Below are 24,222 nucleotides of genomic sequence, written 5' to 3'. Positions count from 1 at the left end.
CATGACTGCGCACAAACCCGGCGATCCGACCACCCTCAACCGCCTCTATGGCCGTGCGCAGGGCCGCCCCTTGCGCGCGGGCCAGCAGGATCTGGTCGACAATCTGCTCCCGCAGATCGCGGTGCCGACCGAGGGGCCGGTGACCGCGGATATCCTGTTCGGTCACGACCGACCGCTGCATTTCGAGATCGGCTTCGGCGGCGGCGAGCATATGGCGGGGCGCGCCGACATGTTGCCCGATCATGGCTTCATCGGCGCCGAGCCCTTCGTCAACGGCGTCGCGCAGGCGCTCGTTCACATATCGGGCGATCCCCATCTTGCGGGGAAAGGGGGCGCCCGACCGCCGCTCGGCAATGTCCGCATCCATCATGGCGACGCACTCGAGGTGCTGCGCCGGATTCCCGACGGGGCGCTGAGCTTTGCCTATCTGCTCCACCCCGACCCCTGGCCGAAGGCGCGCCACGCGAAGCGGCGGATGATGAACGACGGCCCGGTCGACCTGATCGCCGCGAAGCTGAAGCCCGGCGGCGAATTCCGCTTCGGCACCGATCACCCGGTCTATCTCGCGCACGCGCTGATGGTGATGCGCCGCCACCGTCACCAGTTCGAATGGCTGGCGAAAGACGCGAAAGATTTTCTCGTCCGCCCCGGCGGCTGGCCTGAGACGCGCTACGAAGCCAAGGCCCGCGCGCAGGGGCACGAGGTCTGGTATTTCCGCTATCGCCGCAAGGCGTAGGCCGCACAAACAAATGGGGCGGCCTCGTTATGAGTACCGCCCCAGTTAGTGGGGTCCGTCGGGAGAGGGAGAGGACGGACCGGAGATTGGTGTCTTGGGCTTATCGGTTAGCGCGCCGCCATCTGGCTGTCGGCTTCGACTTCGGCGACGCCGGCGACCTTCAGGGCCGCACGGAACTGCTTGGCGGCGGCACGTTCGTTGCCGGCTTCGCAAAGCTTCTTGCCGGTCGAGACGAAGCGCTTCGCGCTTGCCTTCTGGGCGGCGCTGGCGCCGTCGGCCGCGGTGTTCGCCTGGTCGGCGAGGCCCGCACAGCGATAGTCGCTGCCGCTCTGGGCATAAGCAGGCGAGGTCGAGGCGATCAGGCCGGTGAACGCGAGGGCCGAAGCCGCAACGATCGCGAAGGCCGAGGGGAAGCGGCGGAAAGAGGAGAGCTGATTGGTCATGGGAGAGGTTCCTTTCGTTTCGTTGTGCAACCTTTTTAGGTGCTGTTGCGCAAATAGATAATCCTCTCTAATCTGCAAGTGCTTTGAAGCAGGATTTAACAATCCCCCATGGGGCGCTCGACGGGATCGAAGCCTTTCTTCGCGTTGCGGAAAGACGAAGCTTTTCCGCCGCCGCCGCCGACCTCGGCGTCTCTCCCTCGGCGATCAGCCAGACGGTGAAAGCCTTGGAGGCGCGCATCGGCGCCCCGTTGTTCATGCGCACGACGCGGAGCGTGGGGCTGACGCAAGCCGGCGAAATGTTCCTCGAACGCGCCGCGCCCGCCTATTCGGGGATCGCCGACGCCTATGAGGCCGCGCGCAACCTCGGCAACCGCCCCGCAGGGCGGTTGCGGATCAATCTGATGCGCGGCGCGGTGCAGCCGCTGTTCGAGCCGATCATCGCCGGCTTTTGCGAAGCCTATCCCGAAATCGAACTGGAGATCTATGCCGACGACGCGCTGTCGGACCTCAGCGCGGGCGGGTTCGATGCCGGCGTGCGGATGGGCGAATCGCTCGATGCCGATGTGATCGCGGTTCGCCTGACCGGCCCGTTCCGCTTCGTCGTCGCCGGGACACCCGCCTATTTCGAGAAATATGGCCGCCCCGAAACGCCCGAGGATCTGCGCAACCATCGCTGCGTCCGCTTCCGGCTCGCGACCGGCGCGTTGATGCCCTGGACCTTCGAAAAGGGGAATCGCGAATTCGACGTTGCGGTGACCGGCCCGGTGATCGTCAACGACTGGATCGCGGCGACCGTGGCGATGCGCAGCGGCATCGCGATGATCATGACCGCCGAGCCGGTCGCGAAGGCGATGGTCGAAACCGGCGAGGTCGAACTGGTGCTCACCGAATTTTCGGGCGCGACGTCGGGCCTGTTCCTCTACTACCCGAGCCGCAAGCAGGTGATGCCCAAGCTGCGGGCGTTCATCGATTATGTCCGCGAATATCTGCCCGACGACCTTTCGGGACGGTCGGCCTGACGGTTTCACCGGCCGCGAAAACAAATCCCTTCACCGCCAGCAGAAAAATTGGGCTGGCAAATGCGCGCGAAAAGCGGCAGCCGGTTGTCAATTAATATAGTTGGGATGAAGTCATGTTCGATCTGGCGGTGCTGGACCCCTCTTCGCTGTTACCCTTCATCCTGATCGGCTTCGCGGCGCAGCTCGTCGACGGCGCGCTGGGCATGGCATTCGGCGTGATCTGCAACACGCTGCTCGTGGCGGTGATGGGAGTGCCGCCCGCACAGGCGTCGGCGCGCATCCATGTCGTCGAAATGTTCACCACCGCGGTGTCGGGGATCAGCCACCTGATCCATCGCAACATCGAATGGCCGCTGTTCTGGAGGCTGCTGATCCCCGGCGTGATCGGCGGTGTGCTCGGCGCCTATGTCCTGACCTCGCTTCACTCCGATGCGGTAAAGCCCTTCGTGCTCGCCTATCTCGTCGCGATCGGGATCTGGTTGCTGGTGCGCGGCATCCTCTATCCGCCAAAGGTGCAGAAGCCGACGGTGATCGCGCCCCTTGGCCTCATCGGGGGCTTTCTGGACGCGGCGGGCGGCGGCGGCTGGGGCCCTGTCGTAACCTCGAACCTGCTCGTCCAGGGGGCCGAGCCGCGCAAGGTGGTCGGCACGGTGAACAGCGTCGAATTCTTCCTGACGCTCACCGTATCTGCGACGTTCATCTATCATCTGGGCTTCGCTCAGATCGCCGGCGCGACGCTCGGCCTGCTCATCGGCGGCGTGCTCGCTGCCCCGCTCGGCGCCTTCATGGCGAAGCGCTTTTCGGTCAAGCTGATGCTGACGCTGGTCGGCGTCGTTTTGACCGCGACCAGCGCCTTCGGGCTCTATCGCGCGCTGACATAGGGCCGGCCGCACCTCCCGCCATCAAGGGCCCGCTCAGCCTGCGTTCAGCGTCCCTTCCTTACGCAGAGGTCAGTTATGACATGCTGGCGCGCGTTTGCGCTGGACCATCGGACCCATCCGCTGATACGGAGCGGGCCGGAACCTCTGTTATAGGGTGAAGATGACCAAAATTTCGACCATGATCGGGCTGATCGTCTCGGCCGCCGTTATCGCGACGCCGGTGGCGGCACAGACCGTCCCGGACAATGAAGTCCCCACGACCAGCCTCAATATCCCGGGCAATGTCCAGCTTTACGGCGATGCCAAGCCGAACGTCTATCGCCCCTCCGCGACCGTGAACGGCGAGATCATCACCGCGACCGATATCGAGCAGCGGATGGCGCTGATCCGTATCGCGAACAACAATGTCAACCTTCCGCCCGAGGAAGAACAGCGGCTGCGCCAGCAGGTGTTCAGCAACCTGATCGACGAGAAATTGCAGATCCAGGAAGCCAAGGCGGCGAAGATCGAGATCGACGAAAAGCTGGTCGACGACCAGTTCGCGCGGCTTGCGGCGCGCTTCAAGCAGTCGCCCGACCAGTTCTCGAAATATCTGACCTCGAAGGGCTCGTCGGCGGGCGCGGTGAAGCAGCAGATTCGCGGCGAATATGCCTGGGACCGCCTGCTCCAGCGCAACATCCAGTCGTCGACCAATGTGTCGACCGAAGAGGTCGAGGCGATCGTCAAGCAGATGAATGAATCGAAGGGGCTCGACGAGTTCCACCTCGGCGAAATCTATCTGTCGGCGACCCCCGAAACCGCCGCCGCCGTGGCCGAGAATGCGCAGAAGATCATTCAGGCGCTGCAGGCCGGCGGCAGTTTCCAGGCCTATGCCCGCCAGTTCTCGGAAGCCTCGACCGCAGTCGTCGGCGGCGACCTCGGCTGGGTCAAGGCCGCGCAGCTTCCGCCGACGATGGCCGAAGCCGCCGCGCAGATGGCGCCCGGCCAGCTCGTCGGCCCGGTCGAGGTGCCCGGCGGCATCTCGATCATGGTGATGATCGACCGGCGCCAGGTGCTCACAGCCGATCCGCGCGATGCGGTGCTCAGCCTGAAGCAGGTATCGCTCGACTTCCCCGCCGGCACGACCGAGGCACAGGCCACCGAACTGGCCGGCAAGTTCGCCGAGGCGACGCGCGCGATCGCCGGTTGCGGCGGCGCCGACAGTGTCGCGGCCTCGCTCGGCGCGCATGTCGTTTCGCGCGACAATATCCAGATGCGTGCGCTGCCGCCGCCGCTGCAGGCGACGCTCGCATCGATGCAGATCGGCCAGACGACGCAGCCCTTCGGCGCGGCGAAAGAAGGGATCAGCGTGCTGGTGCTGTGCGGCCGCGACATGCCGCAGACCGCGACCGCGCCCGACCTGCAGGAGATCGAGAATCGCCTGCTGGAGGAAAAGGTCAACAAGCGCGCGCAGCGCTATCTGCGCGACCTGCGCCGGGATGCCGTGATCGAATATAGCTGATGAGCGATTCCTGTCAGCGGCGCCCGATCGCGGTCACCATCGGTGACCCGGCGGGCGTCGGCCCCGAAGTCGCGGCCGGCGCTTGGGCGGCGCGACGCACGCACGATCTGCCCCCCTTCGTCGTTATAGGCGACGCCGCCGCGATCGAAGCGGTCTGGGATGGTCCGGTCGCGCGCGTGGGCGATATGGACGAAGTCGCCGCCGCGTTCGGGACGGCGCTGCCGGTCTGGCATCTCGAAGACAGCGGCCCGCTGACCCCCGGCTCGCCGACGCCCGCCGGCGCGGCGCTGGCGCTCCACGCGCTCGAAACGGGGATCGGACTGACCCGCAACCAGGCGGCGGCCGCGCTCGTCACCGGATCGGTGTCGAAACATGCGCTGCATGGCATCGGCTACACGCACCCCGGGCAGACCGAATTCATCGCCGAACGCTGCGGCGTCACCGCGACCAACGCGGTGATGATGCTCGCGGGGCCGGGTCTGCGCGTCGTGCCGCTGACCGTCCACATCCCGCTGGCGCAGGTGCCCGAACGCCTGACGAGCGAGTTGATCGTCGCCAAGGCGCGCATCGTCGCGCGCGGACTGACGCGCGATTTCGGGATCGCGGCGCCGAAGCTGGCAATTGCGGGCCTCAATCCGCATGCGGGCGAAAGCGGCCAACTCGGCGACGAGGAAGTGCGGATCATGGCGCCCGCCGTCGCGCAGCTTGCCGAGGAGGGGATTGCCGTCGACGGGCCGCTCGCGGCCGACGCGCTGTTCGCGCCCGGCATCCGCGATCGCTATGATGCGATCCTCTGCGGCTATCACGACCAGGCGCTCGCGCCGTTCAAGGCGCTGCATTTCCACGACGGCGTCAATCTGACCTTGGGCCTGCCGATCATCCGCACCTCGCCGGACCATGGGACGGCGTTCAATATCGCGGGAACGGGCAGGGCCGATGCCGGGCCGACGATCGCGGCGATCGCGATGGCGGCGCGCATGGCGGCCGCGCGCGAGCGCAGCTGCGCGCCCGCGAAGTGAGCGTCCAGCCAAGCGTCCCCCTGCCCCCCTTGCGCGAGACGGTGCGCGCGCACGGGCTGTCGGCCAGCAAGGCGCTCGGCCAGAATTTCCTGTTCGACGAGCAATTGCTCGACCGGATCGCAGCGCTGCCGGGCGATTTGGGCGGCGCGACGGTGTTCGAGGTTGGGCCGGGCCCCGGCGGGCTGACGCGCGCGCTGCTTCGCGCGGGCGCGAAGGTGATCGCGGTCGAGCGCGACGACCGCTGCTTGCCGCTGCTAGGCGAATTGTCGGACGCATTCGACGGGCAGCTGTCGGTGGTGCCGGGCGATGCGATGGCGATCGAAGCCGACGCGCTCGCCGGCGGACCCTATCATATCGTCGCGAACCTGCCCTATAATGTCGGGACCGCGATGTTCACGCGCTGGCTCGAGCCCGCGGCGTGGCCGCCGCAATGGCTGTCGCTGACCTTGATGTTCCAGCTCGAGGTCGCCGAGCGCATCGTCGCGCCGGTCGGCACCAATGCCTATGGCCGCCTCGCCGTCCTCGCGCAGTGGCGCTCGCACGCCCGGATCGCGATGAAGGTCCATCGCTCGGCCTTCACCCCGCCGCCCAAGGTCATGTCGGCGATCGTCCATGTGACCCCGGCCGGAGAGCCCGAAGGCGTCGATCCGCGCATCCTGTCGAAGCTCACCGAAAAGGGGTTCGGCCAGCGCCGCAAGATGCTGCGCCAGAGCCTGAAGGGCGTCGCGGGCGCGATCGAGGCGCTGGACGCGCTTGGCATCGATCCGACGCGGCGCGCAGAAACGGTCAGCGTCGCCGAATGGGTTGCGTTGGCCCGACTATTGGGTCGCTGACCTTCCGCTCAGTTCGCCGGCTTGGTCTCGTCGATCTTGTCGACCCATTCGGGATAGAAGCTCGGCTCGCGCGCCGACCAGCCCGGCGCGGTCGCGGCGGCTTCGCTGATCGACTGGAGCAGGGTCTTGCGCTTGTCGGGGTGAAGATGCGGCAACGAGGCTGCGGCGCAGAAGGCGCCGGGCAGCCACGGCCGCGCGTGCGCGCCGAGCAGCCGCTCGTACAGGAAGCGATAGGAGGCGAAACCGGGCAACCGGTCCTGCCCCAGGTCGAACGCCGACACCGCGACGAGCGGCGCCATGAAGCCTTCGAGCGCATCGAGCCCGCTGTCGTCGGGGATATGCGCACGGATATCGCCGATCCGCTGATAGACTTTCGCCTGCACGCGGATCGCGGTTTCCTCGACCATGTCGCGCGACCAACGGGCGATCGCGTCTTCGCGTTCGAGCCCGATATCGAGCGAGCGGCGGATGTACCGCTGCGTCGCGGCAGGAAAGCCCGCGAATTCCTTGATCTCGGATATGGACAGGTCGCCTGCGGCCGGTCCTGAACGCGTCGCCATGGTCATGCTCCCGCACGGCGCCCGGGGAGCCATCCCCCCGGAGGCCTGCATCCGACAATCTGCCACGAAAAGGGTTAGTGGCAGGTTAACCATGAAGTCGGCGATCGTTCAGCATCGCGAGGGGCGTTGCGCGGCCGCGCGACCGGGCCTAATCAGCGTGCCGAGCCAAGAACAGGACACGCAGGACGCACCATGTCGCACACACCGCAACCGGTCATTTCGTCGACCGGCCTCTTCACCCCCGCCGAAGCGATCTCCAACGAAGAACTTGTCGCCAGTTTTAACCAGTATGTTGCGCTGCACAATAGGGAAAATGCGGCAGCGATCGCGGCAGGCGATGTCATCGAACTCGCTGAATCGAGCGTCGAATTCATCGAAAAGGCGAGCGGCATCGGATCCCGCTACGTCGTCGACAAGGCCGGCATTCTCGACCCCCACCACATGGCGCCACGCATCGCCGAGCGCAGCAATGACGAGATATCGATCCTCGCCGAAATCGGCGTCGCTGCGGCCAAGGACGCGCTCGCCCGCGCCGGTCGCGACGCGGGCGACGTTGACGCCGTGCTCTGCGCGGCGTCGAACATGCAGCGGCCGTATCCGGCGATGGCGGTCGAGATCCAGGATGCGCTCGGCATCGACGGCTTCGGCTTCGACATGAATGTCGCCTGCTCGTCGGCCACCTTCGGCATCCAGACCGCCGCCGACTATATCCGCGCCGGCCATGCAAAGAGCGTCCTCGTCGTGAACCCCGAAATCTGCTCGGGGCACCTTAACTGGCGCGACCGCGACAGCCATTTCATCTTCGGCGACGTCGCGACCGCAATCCTCGTCGAGGATAAGTCGATGGCTCCCGAGGGCCATTGGGACATCCTCGGCACCAAGCTGAAAACCCAGTTCAGCAACAATATCCGCAACAATTTCGGCTTTTTGAACCGGGGCCATGGCGGGATCGACCAGTCGGGACCAAAGAGCGACAAGCTGTTCGTCCAGGAAGGCCGCAAGGTCTTCAAGGAAGTCGTGCCGATGGTCGCGAGCATGATCGTCGAACAGATGGAAGTGCTCGGGCTGGAGGGCGGCGACATGCGGCGGCTGTGGTTGCACCAGGCAAATACCAATATGAACCGCCTGATCGCGCAGCGCGTGCTGGGGCACGAGGCGAGCGAGGACGAGAGCCCGACGGTGCTCGACACCTATGGCAACACGTCGAGCGCGGGGTCGATCATCGCCTTTCACCTGAACCATGAGGATATGGCCGCGGGCGACACGGGGCTGATCTGCTCGTTCGGGGCGGGCTATTCGGCAGGCACAGTGTTCGTTCGGAAGACGTAAGGGGGGGGTCAAATGATACAGAAAGCTGCACTTACTAAATGCGCCATAGCAATCTTACTTGTTCCTATCCCGGTAAATGCGGCGTCATATGTCTGTAGCGCAAAAATCCAGAGCAGTTGCCTGAACGGGAAATCCTGCAAGACGCAAAACGTTGATGAGAACGCATATTTCATAGTCAATCTTACCGAACAGACTCTTCAAGAATGCGAGATTGATGATTGCAGATACCGGCCTGTTTCGTTTTGGAAGGGAGACGGAAACTCGGTGCTCGTCTCACACCGAGAGATTCCTCGGCTTACTCGTCTAAGTTTGTTCACAGGCTCCGGATCCAACTTAAGTGGCTACACGCAATCAACACTTTCGTCGGTGTCGACCGTGATCCAGAGCGGCGGTTGCTTTGAGCAACTACAAGTGCCGCCTGCCGTGACCATCCCCCAAAAATAGTAGACGTCTACGGCACGAAGGTCGTGAACAGGTAAACCGCGAACAGCATCAGGTGGATCGCACCCTGCAACACGGTGGTGCGTCCGTTCGCCAGCGTCTGCGACGCGACGATCAGCGACAGGAACAGCAGCACGGTCGACTTGGCATCGAGGCCGAGGCTGATCGGCAGGCCGGTGAAGATCGACAGGATCGCGACCGCCGGGATGGTCAGCCCGATCGTCGCCAGCGCCGACCCCAGCGCGAGGTTGAGGCTGGTTTGCAGGCGATCCGCCTTCGCCGCGCGCACCGCGGCCAGTCCCTCCGGCGCGAGGATCAGCGCCGCGATCAACACGCCGAGCACCGCGGGCGGCGCACCCCAGTCGGCGAGCAGCGCGCCGATCACCGGCGACAGGGCCTTGGCGAGAAGCACCACCGCGAACAGGCTGGCGAGGAGCGCCGCGCCCGAAATGGCGGTGCGCTGGACGCTCGGCGGCGCAGCGTGCGCGTCGGGCTCTCCGTCGCCGTCGGCATCGCCGTCGGGAAGGAAATAGTCGCGGTGGCGCACCGTCTGCACCAGCGCGAAGGTCGCATAGAGGATCAGCGAAACCGCCGCGACGAAGCCGAGCTGCGTCGCCGAATAGAAGGGGCCCGGCACGCTCGACGTGAAATTGGGGAGGACCAGCGTCACGACGGTGAGCACCGTCAAGGTCGCGAGCGCAGCGCCGATGCCGGTGCGCTGGAAGCGCTGCTCGTGATGGCGGATCGCGCCGCTCAAGAGGCAGAGGCCCATCAGCAGGTTCAGGATCACCATCACCGCTGCGAACACCGTATCGCGCGCCAGCGTCTGCGCCTTTTCGGGTTCGGCCTGCATCAGCGTCAGGATCAGCCCGACCTCGATCACCGTCACCGCGAGCGCGAGGATCAGCGTACCGAAGGGCTCGCCGACGCGGTGCGCAATGACCTCGGCATGATGGACCGCGGCGACGACGGCACCCGCCAGGATCGCGCCGACGAGCCAGGGATTGAGCGGCATCGCGAAGCTCGCGAGCGCGGCAACAAAGCCGAGGATCGGAACGATATCGTTGGCGCGGTCGGCGAGGCGGAGCTTGGACATCATGGGACTTTTATTGCAGCCCCCTCCAGCCGTGACCACCCCGGCCCGGGATTTAATGCGCGCGGACCGGCAATCCGGCGGCGGCGAGCCGCGCATGGGCCTCGGCGATCGTCGCTTCGCCGAAGTGGAAGATGCTGGCGGCGAGCACCGCGCTCGCGCCGCCCTCGATCACCCCCGCGACCAGATGGTCGAGGGTGCCGACGCCCCCCGAGGCGATCACCGGCACGCTGACCGCATCGGCGATCGCGCGGGTGAGCGCCAGATCATAGCCGTCCTTCGTCCCGTCGCGGTCCATGCTGGTGACCAGCAGCTCGCCCGCGCCCAGTTCGGCCAGCCGGACGGCATGGTCGAGCGCATCGACGCCGGTAGGCTTGCGCCCGCCGTGGGAGAAAATCTCCCATCGCCCTTCGTCGACCCGCCGCGCGTCGATACTGCCGACCGCGCACTGGCTGCCGAAGCGGTCGGCGATGTCGGCGACCAGTTCGGGCCGCGCGACCGCGGCGCTGTTCACCGCGACCTTGTCGGCGCCCGCGAGCAGCAGAGCGCGCGCATCCTCGGCGCTGCGTACCCCGCCGCCGACGGTCAGCGGCATGAAGCAGACCTCGGCGGTGCGGCTGACCATGTCGAGCAACGTCCCGCGCCCCTGATGGCTGGCCGAAATGTCGAGAAAGCAAAGCTCGTCGGCGCCCGCGGCGTCATAGGCGCGCGCCGCCTCGACCGGGTCGCCTGCATCGCGCAGGTCGACGAAATTCACGCCCTTCACCACGCGCCCGTCGGCGACGTCGAGGCAGGGGATGACGCGGACGCGGACGGTCATGCCGCTAATCTCTCAACCCCGTTAGTGTCGAGCGAAGTCGAGACACCCGTCAGGGCCGCGCCATACCGATGGGCATCTCGACTGCGCTCGATGCGAACGCGATTGGGACGGCGGGTCATGCCGCCCCCGCCGCAATCGCCTCGGCGAGGTCGAGGCGGCCGTCGTAGAGCGCGCGGCCGGTGATCACGCCTTCGATTCCGTCGGCGACATGCGGGCGCAGCGCGTGGATGTCGTGGATATCGGCGACCCCGCCGCTCGCGATCACCGGGATATCGACCACCTGCGCGAGCGCAACCGTCGCCTCGACATTGCAGCCCTTGAGCAACCCGTCGCGGCCGACGTCGGTGAAGAGCAGGGCGGCGACACCCGCATCCTCGAAGCGGCGCGCAAGATCCTCGACGCGGACGTCGGACACATCGGCCCAGCCCTCGGTCGCGACCATGCCATCACGCGCATCGACCCCGACGACGATCCGGCTGGGCAGGTCGCGCGCGGCCGATCTGACAAACTCGGGATCCTTGAGCGCTGCGGTGCCGATGATCACCCGCTCGACGCCGAGCGCGAGCCAGCGGTCGACCCCCGCGCGGTCGCGGATGCCGCCGCCGACCTGCACCTTGCCCGGAAAGGCGGCGATGATGCTCTCGACCGCGCCGCCATTGACGCTTGCGCCGGCAAAGGCGCCATCAAGGTCGACGACATGCAGGTGGCTTGCACCCGCATCGGCGAACAGCCGCGCCTGCGCCGCCGGATCGTCGCCATAGACGGTCGCGCGCGCCATATCGCCCTCGGCGAGCCGCACCACCTGCCCGCCCTTGAGGTCGATCGCGGGAAAGATGGTCAGGCCAGAATCTACGGACACCACTTCAAGAACCTTTCAAGCGTCGCGAGACCATAGGCCTGGCTCTTTTCGGGGTGATATTGGACGCCGACGATATTGTCCTTCGCCACCGCCGCCGTGAACGGCCCGCCATGGCTGCTCGTCGCCGCAACATGGGCGGCATCGGCGAAATGATAGCCGTGCAGATAATAGGCTTCGCCCGCCGCGATCACCGGATGCGCCCACGTGGGAACGACATCGTTCCAGCCCATGTGCGGGATACGCAGGCCCGGCTGCGGGTCGAACGCGCGCACCGTCCCGCCGATCCAGCCGAGCCCCGCATGTCGTCCATGCTCCTCGCCCGCATCGGCGAGCAACTGCATGCCCACACAGATGCCGAGGAAGGGCGCGCCTTCGCCGCGCACGCGCCGCTCCATCGCCGCGACCAGGCCGTCGATCGCCGACAGCCCGTTCATGCAGGCGGCGAATGCGCCGACACCGGGCAGCACGATGCGATCGGCCTTGGCGACAATATCGGGGTCGGCCGTGACGGCGACGCCCTCCGCGCCCGCCGCGACGAGCGCGTTATGCACCGAGCGAAGATTGCCCGCGCCATAGTCGATCAGGGCAATGGCGCTCATGGACGGCTCCTAGAGCACACCCTTGGTCGACGGAATCGAATCGCCCTTGCGCGGGTCGATCTCGACCGCCTGCCGCAACGCGCGCGCGAGCGCCTTGTAGCTGCTCTCGGCGATATGGTGGTTGTTCTCGCCATAGAGCGTCTCGAGGTGCAGCGTGATCCCCGCGGTCTGCGCGAAGCTCGCGAACCAGTGCGGGAACAGCTCGGTATCCATCTCGCCGAGCCGCGGTTGCGAGAAGCCCGACTTGTAGACGCAATAGGGCCGGCCCGAGATGTCGATGACGCATCGCGTCAGCGTCTCGTCCATCGGCGCGTGCGCCTCGCCATAGCGGGCGATGCCGCGCTTGTCGCCGAGCGCCTTGGCCACCGCTTCGCCGAGCGCGAGTGCGCTGTCCTCGACCGTGTGGTGCTGGTCGATGTGGAGGTCGCCCTTCACGGTCATGGAAATGTCGATCAGCGAGTGGCGCGACAATTGCTCGACCATATGATCGAGGAAACCGATGCCGGTGGACACCGAATAATCGCCGGTTCCGTCGAGGTTGACGGTGATCGCGATATCCGTTTCCTTGGTCGTGCGCTGGACAGTGGCGGTTCGCATGGCGCACGCCTTAGAGCGTCTGTTTCGCGTTGCAAGGCGATTCTCCCCCCTTGAGGCCTCTTGACCGGCGCCGGCGCGGCGTTCATCCCCCGCGCATGAGTGACGACGTCCGCGACAGCCTGATTCCCTATGACGAAATCGTGCAGGATGCGCTGCGCGCCGTGGTCGGCCGCGTGCTGAGCCAGATCGAGGGGCACGACAGCCTGCCCGGCGAACATCATTTCTATATCACCTTCAAGACGCAGGCGCCGGGAGTCGACATCCCCGCGCATCTGGTGGCGAAATTCCCCGACGAAATGACGATTGTGCTCCAGAACCGCTTCTGGGCTCTGACGGTCGAGGAGGATCGTTTCAGCGTCGGCCTGTCGTTCAACCAGACACCGTCGACCCTGGTCATCCCCTATGCGGCGATCACCGCCTTCGTCGATCCGTCGGTCGATTTCGGGCTGCAGTTCCAGGTCAGCGACGACGAGATCGAAGCGCCCGAGCCGCATGACGAGGCCGACAACGACCGCCCCGAGGTGTCGAGCGAGGATGGCTCGAACGTCGTGACCGTGGACTTCGGCAAGAAGAGATAAGGTGCCGGGCCCCGCCTGGCCTCCCAGCCGCTTCTGGCAATATTGGGCCCTCGCGGGCATGGTTGTTCTGACCGCCGCCTTCTGGTGGGGGGTCGAGGGCTACGCCTTGTTTGAGGGGGGCTATGCGCGAAGCCAGATCGCCGACGGCCTGCTCCGCTTCAGCTTGCTCGTCCTGACCCCCGCGTTCGTGCTGATCTGGCTCGCAGCCGCATGGCTGCGCCGCCGCGTCGGCGAGACCGGCTATTGGCAATTGCTCGGCCTCGTCGCGATGATCTGGGTCGGCGCGATTTTGGTGACAAGGATGATGCTGCGATGAACGAGACTCGGATCGAGAGCGACAGCATCGGCGAGATCGAGGTGCCGGCCGCCGCCTATTGGGGGGCGCAGACCGAACGCAGCCGGCACAATTTCGCTTTCCCGCCGCACGAGCGCATGCCGCTGCCGATCGTCCACGCGCTGGCGCGGATCAAGGGTGCGGCAGCGCGGGTGAACCGGAACCACGGCCTCGACGCAGCGCTCGCCGACGCGATCGCCGCCGTCGCCGACGCCGTCGTCGCGGGCGAATATGACGACCAGTTCCCGCTCGCCATCTGGCAGACGGGCAGCGGCACCCAGTCGAACATGAACGCGAACGAGGTGATCGCGGGGATCGCCAACGAAAAGCTCGCGGGCACCCGCGGCGGCAAGGCGCCGGTGCATCCGAACGACCATGTCAACATGGGGCAGTCGTCGAACGACAGCTTCCCCACCGCGCTGCACGTCGCGGTCGCGGTCGAAACGACCGTCCGCCTGCTCCCCGCACTCGCCGAACTCACCGACGCGCTCGCCGCCAAGGCCGCCGACTGGCACGATATCGTCAAAATCGGCCGCACCCATTTGCAGGACGCGACCCCGCTGACCCTGGGGCAGGAATTTTCGGGCTATGTCGCGCAGCTTGTCGCCGCGCGGGCGCGGATCGAGGGCGCGCTGGCGCAGAATGTCTGCAAACTTGCGCAGGGCGGCACCGCGGTCGGTACCGGGCTAAACGCGCCCACCGGTTTTGATGTCGCGATGGCGGCCGAACTGTCGAAAGCGACCGGCATCGCCTTCCAGCCGGCACCCAACAAGTTCGAGGCGCTGGCGTCGAACGACGGGCTCGTCTTCTTCTCGGGCGCGCTCAACGCGCTTGGCGTCGCGCTGACCAAGATCGCCAACGACATCCGGCTGCTCGGCTCCGGGCCGCGCGCGGGTTTCGGCGAGCTCGACCTGCCCGCGAACGAACCCGGCAGTTCGATCATGCCGGGCAAGGTCAACCCGACGCAGTGCGAGATGCTGACGATGGTCGCGGCGCAGGTGATCGGCAACCATCAGTCGGTCACCGTCGGGGGGCTCCAGGGGCATCTCGAACTCAACGTCTTCAAGCCGCTGATCGGATCGAACGTGCTGCGCTCGATCGAACTGCTCGCCATCGGCATGGCGGGCTTCACCGAACATTGCGTCGTCGGGATCGAGCCCAATCGCGCGCGCATCGACGAGTTGATGAACCGCTCGCTGATGCTGGTGACGGCGCTCGCCCCCGAAATCGGCTATGACAAGGCCGCGAAGATCGCCAAGCACGCGCATGAGACCGGATCGACATTGCGCGACGCAGCGCTCGATCTGGGCTATGTCGATGGCGCGACCTTCGACCGCGTCGTCGATCCGCGCACGATGTTGGGGCCGGAACCCTGAGCACGCGCGAGGCATTTATGGAGGGGAAGGAGAGAAAGATGATGGGACGGATCATCGGCGGCGTGCTTGGAAGCGCGATCGGACGCCAGAAAAATCATCACCCCATCGCGGGCGCGGTGATCGGCGCGGGAACGCTGTTCGCGGCGCGGCGTCTGTTTCCGCAGCGCTATGCGGTACTCGCCGCGACCGCCGCCGCCGCCTATCTCACCAAGAAATGGGCCGATCGTGCCGAGGCGCGGCAGGCGGCCGAGGAAATGCAGGCCGCGACCACGAAACTCGCGGCGAACGGCGAGCCGCCGACCGACGGCGAAATGCTGGGCGACGCACTCCCGCCCGAAATCCCGATCGATGCGAACGGGCACGCGGCCATCCACTAACCGCCCGCCTGCCACTCCTTCACCGCCTCGACCGGAGCGACCAGCATCAGGACATTGAGCGTCAGATTGTCGCGGATCGTCCACAGCGTGAACAGCTCGAACGCGATCGCGATCAGCACGGTGACCCACCAGCGCATCCGGCTCGCGGCGAGGAAGCCCAGCAACATGAACGCCGTGTCGCTGACCGAGTTCAGGATCGAATCGCCCGAATAGCCATAGGCCATCGTCACCTCGCGATAGCGGTCGATGATGATCGGCGAGTTCTCCAATATCTCCCACGCGCCCTCGATCCCGATCGCCAGCGCCAGCGCGACCCACAAGGGCCGCGACGGCATCAGCCAGCGCGACAGGCCAAAAAAGATGAAGCCGTGAATGATATGGCTGAAGCTGTACCAGTCCGAAATCTGCTGGCTGTTCTGGTTCGACTGGACGATGCCGTGCCACAGGCTGACCGTGCCGCACGGGCAGATCGGCGGGCGCCCCATCGCGAAGAGGATCGCGGCCAGCAGCGCGAGCAGCGCCGCGGTAACCAGCCAGCCCTTGCGCGACATCCCCGCCATCCGTCTCTCCCCCTTGACCGCTGCCCTCACCCGCGCGAATAGCGCGCATGACCGAAAGCGTCCATCTCAACCGCCGCGGCGTGCTCTTTGTCCTCTCCTCGCCCTCGGGCGCGGGCAAGACGACCATCTCGCGCATGATGCTCGAAGCCGACAAGGATATCGCGCTCTCGATCTCCGCCACCACACGCCCGCCGCGCCCGGGCGAGGTCGACGGCGTCCATTATCATTTCGTCGATACCGACACCTTCAAGAAGATGGCGGCCGACGGCGAGTTCCTCGAATGGGCGCATGTCTTCGGCCACCGCTACGGCACCCCGCGCGCGCCGGTCGAGGCGATGCTCGCCGCGGGCAAGGATGTATTGTTCGACATCGACTGGCAGGGCGCGCAGCAGCTTTATCAGGAGGCCGGCCCCGACGTCGTGCGCGTCTTCGTCCTGCCGCCGACGATGGACGAGCTCGAACGGCGGCTGCGGTCGCGCAAGACCGACAGCGACGAAGTGATCGCCGCGCGGATGGAGCGCGCCGCGAACGAGATCAGCCACTGGGACGGCTATGACTATGTGCTGATCAACGACGCGGTCGAGGAATGCTATGGCGAGGTGATGGCGATCCTGCGCGCCGAGCGGCTGAAGCGCCGCCGCCAGATCGGCCTGATCGGCTTCGCGCGCGACCTGATCCGGTCGGTGCCCGACGCGGACAGGAAACTTTAGAAGCAGGCTCGCCCCGACTTTTTGTCGTCATCCCGGACTTGATCCGGGATCCACTTACGCAGCGCTGGAATAACGGATCCCGGATCAAGTCCGGGATGACGAAGGTGAGGTTTGGCTAGGCCGCCCTCGCCAGCTTGGCTTCCAGCTCGGCGACCATCTCCGCCCGCAGAGGCCTTGCCTGACCGTCGGTGCGGCACACGACCACCGTGTCGCAGGTCGCGATGCAGCGGCCGTTCTGGAACATCGCCTGGACGATCGTCCAGCTCGAGGTGCCGAGGCGGCCGATGCCGGTCGCGATCTGGACCGGATCGGGGAAATTGCCCTCGGCGAGATAATTGATCTCGACCGCCGCGACCATCGTGCGCTCGTTCGCCGGGCGTTCCTCCCACGGGCGGATTTCGCGGTTCAGCAGGACGCGGCCGCTTTCGAACAGCGCTGCGAAGGCCACATTGTTGAGGTGGCCGTTGATGTCCATATCCTGGAACCGCGTCTGCAGTTCGATGCGGACGGGGTAGCTGGCGGCGTCGAGCCGCCAGCTTTCCGGTTTCGGCATATCAGCGCGGCGCCATGCGGATGCCGCCGTCGAGGCGGACGTCCTCGCCGTTGAAATAGCCATTCTCGATCATGCAGAGCGCGAGATTGGCATATTCGGCCGGATTGCCGAGACGCTTCGGGTTGAGCACCGAGGCGCCGAGCGCGTCGCGGACATTCTGCGGCGCGCCGGCGAGCAGCGGGGTGTCGAAGATGCCGGGCAGGATCGTGTTGACGCGGATATTCTCCGACGCAAGGTCGCGCGCCACGGGGAGCGTCATGCCGACGACGCCGCCCTTCGACGCCGAATAGGCCGCCTGACCCATCTGGCCGTCCTCTGCTGCGACCGACGCGGTGTTGACGATCGCTCCGCGCTCGCCGTCTTCCATCGGGTCGAGCGTCATCATCCCCGCCGCCGACTTGGCAATGCAGCGGAAGGTGCCGACGAGGTTGATCTGGATGATCCAGTTGAAGGCATCGAGCGGGAAATGCTTGATGCTGCCGTCTTCCTTGCTGCGGCTCGCGGTCTTGATCGCATTGCCGGTGCCCGCGCAATTGACGAGGATGCGCTCCTGTCCGATCGCGGCGCGCGACTTGGCAAAGGCGGCGTCGACCGACGCGTCGTCGGTGACGTTGCATTCGCAGAACACGCCGCCGAGTTCGGCCGCGAGCGCGGTGCCTTTCTCTTCCTGCAGGTCGAAGATCGCGACCTTGACGCCCTTGGCGGCGAGCGCGCGCGCCGTCGCGGCGCCAAGGCCCGAGGCGCCGCCGGTGACGACGGCGGATACGGTGGAATCGAGTTTCATGGGTTTCTCCTGAAAAAGCCCTCCCCTTCAGGGGAGGGTTTGGGTGGGGCATGGGGGAGGCAGCTCGCAGGCCCTCCCGTGTCACGAGTCACGTGCCTCGTGACGCCCCCTCCCGCAAGCGGGAGGGGAGATTTCTTACAGCCGCTCGACGATCGTGACGTTGGCCTGGCCGCCGCCTTCGCACATCGTCTGCAGGCCATATTTGCCGCCGGTCGCATCGAGCACGCCGAGGAGCGTCGCCATCAGCTTTGCGCCGCTGGCGCCGAGCGGATGGCCGAGCGCGATCGCGCCGCCATGCTGGTTGAGCCGCGCATGGTCGCCGCCCAGATATTTGAGCCACGCCAGCGGCACCGGGGCGAACGCCTCGTTGACTTCATAGGCGTCGATGTCGCCGATCCTGAGCCCGGCCTTCTTCAGCGCCTTTTCGGTCGCGAACAGCGGTTCTTCGAGCATGATCACCGGATCGCCCGCGGTCACGGACACATGGTGGATGCGCGCGCGCGGCGTCAGTCCATGATCCTTCAGCGCCTGTTCGGAGACAACGAGCACCGCCGAGGCGCCATCGCAGATCTGGCTCGACGTCGCGGCAGTGATCGATCCGCCTTCCTGCAGCAGCTTGACGCCGGCAATGCCGTCGAGCGTCGCGTCGAAACGGATTCCCTCGTCGACCTTGTGCCATTCCTTCCCCTCGGGGGTCTCGATCTCGACCCGCACGATCTCGCGCTCGAACACGCCTGCCTCGGTTGCCGCCTTCGCGCGGCGGTGGCTTTCGAGCGCGAAGGCGTCGAGGTCGTCCTTGGTGAAGCCGTGCTTCTTGACGATCATCTCGGCGCCCATGAACTGGCTGAACATGATGCCGGGATATTTCTCCTCCAGCCGCGGCGACTTGTAGTTGCCCAGCCCCTCTTTCATGAACAAGGTCGCGACCGATCCCATCGGCACGCGCGTCATGCTTTCGATGCCGCTGGCGAGGACGATATCCTGCGTGCCCGACAGCACCGCCTGCGCGGCGAAGGTGATCGCTTGCTGCGACGAGCCGCACTGGCGGTCGATCGTCACCGCGGGGATCGAGTCGGGCAGCTTCGAGGCGAGCACCGCGTTGCGGCCGACGTCCATCGTCTGCTGGCCGCCCTGGCTGACGCAGCCGGTGATGACGTCGTCGATCGCCTTGGTGTCGAAGTCGTTGCGGTCGGCGATCGCGTCGAACACCGCGGCGCCGAGGTCGACGGGGTGCACACCGGCGAGTTTGCCGCCGCGCTTGCCGCCAGCGGTGCGGACGGCGTCGACGATATAGGCATGGGGCATGGGGATAGTCCTTTCACTTCACTCCCCTCCCGCAAGCGGGAGGGGCTGGGGGTGGGCGCGAGCGGAGCCAGCATCTGGAGGTAGGTAGCCCACCCCGCTGCGACTAGGGAGCAAGCTCCCAAGTCTCGCTGCCCCTCCCGCTTGCGGGAGGGGAAATTACAGCTTGCGCCCGATCAGTTCCTTCATGATCTCGTTCGTGCCGCCGAAGATACGCGTCACGCGCGAGGCGCGCCACGCCCGCGCGATCGGATATTCGTTCATATAGCCCGCGCCGCCGTGAAGCTGGAGGCATTTGTCCATCACTTCCCACTGCAATTCGGTGTGCCACAGCTTTGCCGCCGCGCCCTCTTCGGGGGTCAGCTCCTTCTTGAGATGCCGCGCCAGCGCCCAGTCGAGGTGCGCCCAGCCGACCTGCAGCTTGGTCTTGAGATCGGCGAGCACGAAGCGCGTGTTCTGGAAGTCGAGGATCGGCTTGCCGAACGCCTTGCGGTCGCGGGTGAATTCGACCGTGTCGTCGAAGGCGCGCTGCGCCGCCGCCTGCGCGCTGACGGCGATCGACAGCCTCTCTTGGGGGAGCTCGCTCATCAGATAAATGAAGCCCTTGCCTTCCTCGCCAAGGCAGTTCGTGATCGGCACGCGGACGTCCTCGAAGAACATTTCCGACGTGTCGGCTTCGTCCTGCCCGATCTTGTCGAGGTTGCGCCCACGCTTGTAGCCTTCGCGGTCGGCCTCGACGAGCACGATCGAGACGCCCTTCCAAGCCGGCTGCACCTCGGTGTCGGTCTTGACGCACACCAGGATCAGGTCGGCGTTCTGGCCGTTGGTGATATAGGTTTTCGACCCATTGATGACATAATGATTGCCGTCCTTCTTCGCGGTCGTGCGCATCCCCTGAAGGTCGCTGCCGGTGCCCGGCTCGGTCATCGCGATCGCAGTGATCACTTCGCCCGCGACCATCTTGGGCAGCCAGTGCTTCTTCTGCTCTTCGCTGCCATATTTGATGATATAGGTCGCGACGATGTCCGACTGGAGCGAGAAGCCGGTGGTCACGCGGCCATTATAGGCGCTTTCCTCATCGACGATCGCATTATAGCCGAAATCGAGGCCCAGCCCGCCATATTCCTCGGGGACCGTCGGGCACAGCAGGCCGAGCTCGCCGGCTTTCGGCCAGATCGACTTGGGCACGATGCCGTCCTCGGCCCATTGCGCCGCATTGGGCGCGACTTCCTTTTCGAGGAACTGGCGCACCGTCGAACGGAACGCTTCGTGATCCTCGGTATAAACACTGCGCGAGAGGTTATCGAGCGACATCGTCTTTCCTTTTCCCAGTGGGCGGCCTGAGGGTCTGGTGGGGCCATGGTGCCGAGTCCCCGCATCATGCCGTACGGGTTTCGGCGCGCACCTGACCTTACGTTTACGTCCACGTCAAGTAGAAATGCCGCTACGGCAGGAAACTCGTTGCGCGGCGCGCCCTTCTCGCGCTCGCGCTTCGCCATCCCGGACTTGCCCGGGGGTGGCGAACCGACTTGGACCGCGCCTCTCCATTCGTCCCGCGTCGAATAGGTTTGCAGTTGCTGGGCAGCACCGGCGCCACGCGCTAAGCTCCGCCGATGGTCGAACTGCTTCTCGATGCCGGCGCGCTGCTCGGCGAATCGCCCGTCTGGCATCCGGGCGAAGCCCGCCTCTATTGGGTCGATATCGAGGCGCGGACGATTCATCGCACCGATCCCGCGACCCGCACCGACGAGGTGATGATGCTCGGCGAACAGATCGGCTGCATCGCGCCGCGCGTGCGGGGCGGCCTCGTCGCCGCGCTCGAAAACGGCTTCGTACTGATCGACCATTGGGGATCGACACCGCGCCCCTTCGGCCCCGATATCCTCGCGGACAAGCCCGGGCAACGCTTCAACGACGGCCGCGTCGATGCGGCAGGACGGCTGTGGGTCGGCAGCCTGACAAACGACAAGGCAAACCCTGTCGCGACGCTGTACCGCCTCGACCCCGACGGGTCGCTCGCCACGATCCTCGGCGGCCTCACCACCAGCAACGGCGCGGCGTTCAGCCCCGACGGGCGCATCTTCTACCACGCCGACACGCCGACGCACGCGATCCGCGCCTATGACGTCGACCGGGCGGCGGGCACGCTCGCCAATGGACGCGTCTTCCACCAGTTCGAATATGGGAAAGGCCGTCCCGACGGCGCCGCGGTCGATGCCGAGGGCTGCTACTGGTCAGCGCTGTGGGACGGCTGGCGCGTCGTACGCCTGTCGCCCGCCGGCGAGCTGCTCCAGACCGTCGACTTGCCCGTCCAGCGCCCGACGATGATCGCCTTCGGGGGAGACGAGCTTTGCACCGCTTTCGTGACCAGCGCGGGCAAGAATCTGACCGACGAAGACCGCAAGGCGCAGCCGCTTGCCGGCGGCGTCTTCACCTTCCGCGTCGACGTACCGGGCAGTCCGCAGCCCTTTTTCGGCGGCTGACCGCGCTCTTGCGCCGGGCCGCCCTGTCGGGCTAAGGCAGCCCGATATGGTTTCGCTCGAAACCAAAACTCCGGGGAGCTATGATGATGCCGCGCCGTGCGCAGCCCTTTGTCCGTTTGTCGCTGCTTGCATCGACCGTCCTCTTGATGGGTTATAGTCCGATGACATTCGCCGCCGATACCGCCGCCAGGCCCGCCGCGGACACGAACCCGATGCTCCAGCCCTGGACCGGCCCCTATGAGGGGGTGCCGCCGTGGGACAAGCTCGACCCCGAACTCTTCCCCGACGCCTTCGCCAAAGGCATGGCCGAGGTGAAGGCCGAGGTACAGAAGGTGATCGACAACCCCGCCGAGCCGACCTTCGAGAACACCCACGTCCCGATGCAGCTCGCGGGCGAATCGATGGAGCGCGTCTTCGCGCTGTGGGGCGTGCAGACGTCGAACAAGTCGAACGACCGCGTCGAGGACATCGACGCCGAATGGAGCCCCAAGCTCACCAAATTCTATACCGAGCTGTTCCTCGATCCCAAGCTCTTCGCCCGCTACAAGGCGGTGTACGACAAGCGGCTGACCAGCGGGCTCAACGCGCAGCAGATCCGCATCGTCGAGCGCAGTTATGACGAAATGGTCCGCGACGGCGCCAACCTGTCCGCCGCCGACAAGGCGAAGCTCGTCGACCTCAATGCAAAGCTCGAAGGCCTGTTCTCGGCCTTTTCGTCGAAGGTGCTCGGCGACGAGAAGCTCTACACCTTCGTCACCGACAAGGCCGAGCTGGCGGGGCTCGCCCCCGGCTTCGTCGCCTCGCTTGCCGACGCCGCCGAGGCGCAGGGCAAGCCCGGCCAGTGGGCGATCAAGAACACTCGCTCGTCGGCGCAACCTGTGCTGCAGAACGCCGCCAGCCGGAGCTTGCGCGAAAAGGTCTGGCGCGCTTTCGTGGGGCGCGGCGACAATGGCGATGCGAACGACACCAATGCGACGATCGCCGAAATCCTGAAGCTGCGCCAGCAGCGCGCCGAACTGCTCGGCTTCGCAACCCACGCCAATTATCGCATGGCCGACACGATGGCGAAGACGCCCGAAAACGCGATGGCGCTGATGATGAAGGTCTGGCCCGCCGCGGTCGCGCGCGTTCACGAGGAGGTCGCCGACATGCAGGCGATCGCCGATGCCGAGGCCAAGGCCGGCAAGGGACCGAAGATCACCATCGAACCGTGGGACTATCGCTACTACGCCGAAAAGGTCCGCAAGGCGAAATACGACCTCGATGAAAGCGAGGTGAAGCCCTACCTGCAGCTCGACAAGCTGCGCGACGCGATGTTCTGGTCGGCGGGGCAGCTCTACGACCTCGGCTTCCGCGAGATCACGGGCACGATCCCGGTCTTCGACCCCAAGGTGAAGACCTTCGAGGTCTATAATCTCAAGACCAACGAAAATGTCGGCGTCCTCTATCTCGACAATTTCGCGCGCGACGGGAAACGCTCGGGCGCGTGGATGACGACCTATCGCAGCCAGCAGGGCCTCGGCGGCGAGCGCAACGTCCTCGCGTCGAACAACAATAATTTCACCGAGGGCGCGAAGGGCGAGCCGACGCTCGTCAGCCTCGACGACGCGCAGACGCTGTTCCACGAATTCGGGCACGGCATCCATTATCTGCTGCAGCACGTCTATTATCCCGCGCTCGCGGGCGTGCCGCGCGATTTCGTCGAATATCCGAGCCAGGTGAACGAGAATTGGCTGATGACGCCCGAGGTGCTGTCGAAATTCGCGACGCACTACAAGACGGGCGAGCCGACGCCGCAGGCGCTCGTCGACAAGATCCTCGCCTCGAACAAGTTTAACCAGGGCTTCGAAACCGTCGAATATCTGTCGAGCGCGATCATCGACATGAAACTCCACGACCGCAAGGTGCCGGTGACCAATGTCGACAAGTTCGAGCGCGAAACGCTGAAGGACATGGGCATGCCGAAGGAAATCGTCATGCGCCACCGCCTGCCGCAATTCGGGCACCTCTTCTCGAGCGACGCCTATTCGGCGGGCTATTACAGCTATCTGTGGTCCGAAACGATGGACGCCGACACCTGGGCGGCCTTCAACGAAGCCGGCGGCCCGTGGGACCGCACCGTCGCCGACAAGTTCCGCACCATCCTGCTGATGACCGGCAACGAGACCGACCGCGCCGAAGCGTACCGCGCCTTCCGCGGCCGCGATCCAGACGTGAAGGCGCTGCTGCGCAAGCGCGGCTTTCCGACCGAATGATCTTTTGACTTAACCGGGGAGCAAAGGGGGCCACCGCGCCCCCTTTGTTTTGCCTGCGGCTGCCGGCCGGTATCGACCGTTATGTGCCCTTCACTCCTCCCTGTGGCGCAGCCATGGGGAGGTGGCAGCGCGAAGCGCTGACGGAGGGGCAATACCGCCGCCGTTGCGGCCCCTCCACCA

26 protein-coding genes are annotated in these 24,222 nt (G+C 65.9%); 14 read left to right on the top strand and 12 right to left on the bottom strand.

What is annotated here, in order from left to right:
• Nucleotide 1: 1 nt before the first annotated feature.
• The gene (trmB, locus tag QOL79_RS00130) at nucleotides 2-736 is read left to right on the top strand and encodes a tRNA (guanine(46)-N(7))-methyltransferase TrmB (protein ID WP_204992367.1); all 735 of its coding nucleotides are present in this window, start codon (nucleotides 2-4) and stop codon (nucleotides 734-736) included.
• A gap of 107 nt (nucleotides 737-843) precedes the next feature.
• On the opposite strand, the gene QOL79_RS00125 is transcribed toward trmB, so the two are convergent.
• Nucleotides 844-1,179: a hypothetical protein gene (locus QOL79_RS00125; RefSeq protein WP_058456266.1), complete on the bottom strand. Its 336-nt coding sequence runs from the start codon at nucleotides 1,177-1,179 to the stop codon at nucleotides 844-846.
• 83 nt (nucleotides 1,180-1,262) lie between these two features.
• On the opposite strand from QOL79_RS00125, the gene QOL79_RS00120 reads away from it, so the two are divergent.
• The 5 genes from QOL79_RS00120 to rsmA all read left to right on the top strand — a co-directional run bounded on the left by QOL79_RS00120 (nucleotide 1,263) and on the right by rsmA (nucleotide 6,432).
• The gene (locus tag QOL79_RS00120) at nucleotides 1,263-2,198 is read left to right on the top strand and encodes a LysR family transcriptional regulator (protein WP_283418217.1); all 936 of its coding nucleotides are present in this window, start codon (nucleotides 1,263-1,265) and stop codon (nucleotides 2,196-2,198) included.
• A gap of 113 nt (nucleotides 2,199-2,311) precedes the next feature.
• Nucleotides 2,312-3,079, top strand: coding sequence for a sulfite exporter TauE/SafE family protein (locus QOL79_RS00115; protein ID WP_058456264.1), 768 nt, complete (start codon nucleotides 2,312-2,314; stop codon nucleotides 3,077-3,079).
• Nucleotides 3,080-3,239: 160 nt separating this feature from the next.
• Nucleotides 3,240-4,580: a peptidylprolyl isomerase gene (locus tag QOL79_RS00110; RefSeq protein WP_283418216.1), complete on the top strand. Its 1,341-nt coding sequence runs from the start codon at nucleotides 3,240-3,242 to the stop codon at nucleotides 4,578-4,580.
• Nucleotides 4,580-5,599: a 4-hydroxythreonine-4-phosphate dehydrogenase PdxA gene (gene pdxA, locus QOL79_RS00105; RefSeq protein ID WP_283418215.1), complete on the top strand. Its 1,020-nt coding sequence runs from the start codon at nucleotides 4,580-4,582 to the stop codon at nucleotides 5,597-5,599. Before QOL79_RS00110 ends, pdxA begins: the two co-directional genes overlap by 1 nt.
• A 20-nt stretch (nucleotides 5,600-5,619) precedes the next feature.
• Nucleotides 5,620-6,432 (top strand): 16S rRNA (adenine(1518)-N(6)/adenine(1519)-N(6))-dimethyltransferase RsmA, encoded by an 813-nt coding sequence (rsmA, locus tag QOL79_RS00100; RefSeq protein ID WP_502957471.1) that lies wholly within the window; start codon nucleotides 5,620-5,622, stop codon nucleotides 6,430-6,432.
• An 8-nt stretch (nucleotides 6,433-6,440) separates the two neighbouring features.
• On the opposite strand, the gene QOL79_RS00095 is transcribed toward rsmA, so the two are convergent.
• Nucleotides 6,441-6,992 (bottom strand): hypothetical protein, encoded by a 552-nt coding sequence (locus QOL79_RS00095; RefSeq protein WP_058456261.1) that lies wholly within the window; start codon nucleotides 6,990-6,992, stop codon nucleotides 6,441-6,443.
• Nucleotides 6,993-7,184: 192 nt separating this feature from the next.
• On the opposite strand from QOL79_RS00095, the gene QOL79_RS00090 reads away from it, so the two are divergent.
• Entirely contained in the window at nucleotides 7,185-8,321 is a 1,137-nt protein-coding gene (locus QOL79_RS00090; protein ID WP_283418213.1) for a beta-ketoacyl-ACP synthase III, read from the top strand.
• A 451-nt stretch (nucleotides 8,322-8,772) separates the two neighbouring features.
• On the opposite strand, the gene QOL79_RS00085 is transcribed toward QOL79_RS00090, so the two are convergent.
• From QOL79_RS00085 to hisB, 5 genes are all read right to left on the bottom strand, one after another.
• Nucleotides 8,773-9,861 carry a calcium:cation antiporter gene (locus QOL79_RS00085; RefSeq protein ID WP_282945914.1) on the bottom strand — a complete coding sequence of 363 codons (1,089 nt, stop codon included), beginning with the start codon at nucleotides 9,859-9,861 and terminating at the stop codon, nucleotides 8,773-8,775.
• Between the two features lie 49 nt (nucleotides 9,862-9,910).
• Nucleotides 9,911-10,675 (bottom strand): imidazole glycerol phosphate synthase subunit HisF, encoded by a 765-nt coding sequence (hisF, locus tag QOL79_RS00080; RefSeq protein WP_282945912.1) that lies wholly within the window; start codon nucleotides 10,673-10,675, stop codon nucleotides 9,911-9,913.
• Nucleotides 10,676-10,790: 115 nt separating this feature from the next.
• The gene (hisA, locus tag QOL79_RS00075; RefSeq protein ID WP_502957363.1) at nucleotides 10,791-11,537 is read right to left on the bottom strand and encodes a 1-(5-phosphoribosyl)-5-[(5-phosphoribosylamino)methylideneamino]imidazole-4-carboxamide isomerase; all 747 of its coding nucleotides are present in this window, start codon (nucleotides 11,535-11,537) and stop codon (nucleotides 10,791-10,793) included.
• On the bottom strand, nucleotides 11,525-12,133 hold the full coding sequence (gene hisH, locus QOL79_RS00070) for an imidazole glycerol phosphate synthase subunit HisH (protein ID WP_282945910.1): 609 nt from the start codon (nucleotides 12,131-12,133) through the stop codon (nucleotides 11,525-11,527). Before hisH ends, hisA begins: the two co-directional genes overlap by 13 nt.
• 9 nt (nucleotides 12,134-12,142) lie before the next feature.
• Complete coding sequence (gene hisB, locus QOL79_RS00065; protein WP_282945908.1) at nucleotides 12,143-12,730, bottom strand: imidazoleglycerol-phosphate dehydratase HisB; 588 nt, start codon at nucleotides 12,728-12,730, stop codon at nucleotides 12,143-12,145.
• A gap of 95 nt (nucleotides 12,731-12,825) precedes the next feature.
• Between hisB and QOL79_RS00060 the strand changes: the two genes are divergently transcribed.
• From QOL79_RS00060 to QOL79_RS00045, 4 genes are read left to right on the top strand one after another with little or no spacing between them, the layout of a single operon-like run.
• Complete coding sequence (locus QOL79_RS00060) at nucleotides 12,826-13,308, top strand: SspB family protein (RefSeq protein WP_204992356.1); 483 nt, start codon at nucleotides 12,826-12,828, stop codon at nucleotides 13,306-13,308.
• Nucleotide 13,309: 1 nt separating this feature from the next.
• The gene (locus tag QOL79_RS00055) at nucleotides 13,310-13,624 is read left to right on the top strand and encodes a hypothetical protein (RefSeq protein ID WP_282945905.1); all 315 of its coding nucleotides are present in this window, start codon (nucleotides 13,310-13,312) and stop codon (nucleotides 13,622-13,624) included.
• Complete coding sequence (gene fumC / locus QOL79_RS00050) at nucleotides 13,621-15,018, top strand: class II fumarate hydratase (protein WP_283418212.1); 1,398 nt, start codon at nucleotides 13,621-13,623, stop codon at nucleotides 15,016-15,018. The genes QOL79_RS00055 and fumC overlap by 4 nt, the downstream gene beginning before the upstream one ends.
• A gap of 38 nt (nucleotides 15,019-15,056) precedes the next feature.
• Nucleotides 15,057-15,395 (top strand): hypothetical protein, encoded by a 339-nt coding sequence (locus QOL79_RS00045; protein WP_282945900.1) that lies wholly within the window; start codon nucleotides 15,057-15,059, stop codon nucleotides 15,393-15,395.
• Here QOL79_RS00045 and QOL79_RS00040 read toward each other — a convergent pair.
• Entirely contained in the window at nucleotides 15,392-15,946 is a 555-nt protein-coding gene (locus tag QOL79_RS00040) for a DUF2585 domain-containing protein (RefSeq protein WP_282948236.1), read from the bottom strand. The genes QOL79_RS00045 and QOL79_RS00040 overlap by 4 nt on opposite strands.
• 56 nt (nucleotides 15,947-16,002) lie before the next feature.
• Here QOL79_RS00040 and gmk point away from each other — a divergent pair, with 56 nt between their 5' ends.
• Nucleotides 16,003-16,665, top strand: a complete 663-nt coding sequence (gmk, locus tag QOL79_RS00035) for a guanylate kinase (protein WP_282945898.1) — start codon at nucleotides 16,003-16,005, stop codon at nucleotides 16,663-16,665.
• 115 nt (nucleotides 16,666-16,780) lie between these two features.
• Here gmk and QOL79_RS00030 read toward each other — a convergent pair whose 3' ends face one another.
• From QOL79_RS00030 to QOL79_RS00015, 4 genes are all read right to left on the bottom strand, one after another.
• On the bottom strand, nucleotides 16,781-17,218 hold the full coding sequence (locus QOL79_RS00030) for an acyl-CoA thioesterase (RefSeq protein WP_282945896.1): 438 nt from the start codon (nucleotides 17,216-17,218) through the stop codon (nucleotides 16,781-16,783).
• A 1-nt stretch (nucleotide 17,219) separates the two neighbouring features.
• Complete coding sequence (locus tag QOL79_RS00025) at nucleotides 17,220-18,002, bottom strand: SDR family NAD(P)-dependent oxidoreductase (protein ID WP_058456248.1); 783 nt, start codon at nucleotides 18,000-18,002, stop codon at nucleotides 17,220-17,222.
• A 135-nt stretch (nucleotides 18,003-18,137) separates the two neighbouring features.
• Nucleotides 18,138-19,307, bottom strand: a complete 1,170-nt coding sequence (locus QOL79_RS00020) for an acetyl-CoA C-acetyltransferase (RefSeq protein WP_283418211.1) — start codon at nucleotides 19,305-19,307, stop codon at nucleotides 18,138-18,140.
• Nucleotides 19,308-19,463: 156 nt separating this feature from the next.
• Entirely contained in the window at nucleotides 19,464-20,618 is a 1,155-nt protein-coding gene (locus QOL79_RS00015; protein WP_204992349.1) for an acyl-CoA dehydrogenase family protein, read from the bottom strand.
• Nucleotides 20,619-20,917: 299 nt separating this feature from the next.
• Between QOL79_RS00015 and QOL79_RS00010 the strand changes: the two genes are divergently transcribed.
• Nucleotides 20,918-21,787, top strand: a complete 870-nt coding sequence (locus QOL79_RS00010; protein ID WP_283418210.1) for an SMP-30/gluconolactonase/LRE family protein — start codon at nucleotides 20,918-20,920, stop codon at nucleotides 21,785-21,787.
• A 161-nt stretch (nucleotides 21,788-21,948) separates the two neighbouring features.
• Complete coding sequence (locus tag QOL79_RS00005; protein WP_349306402.1) at nucleotides 21,949-24,042, top strand: M3 family metallopeptidase; 2,094 nt, start codon at nucleotides 21,949-21,951, stop codon at nucleotides 24,040-24,042.
• The last annotated feature ends 180 nt before the right edge of the window (nucleotides 24,043-24,222 follow it).

Source organism: Sphingopyxis sp. Geo48, assembly GCF_949769155.1.
Lineage (GTDB): Bacteria > Pseudomonadota > Alphaproteobacteria > Sphingomonadales > Sphingomonadaceae > Sphingopyxis.
Note: the sequence above shows the minus strand (reverse complement) of the source record. Positions and strands in the feature narration are given on the sequence as shown.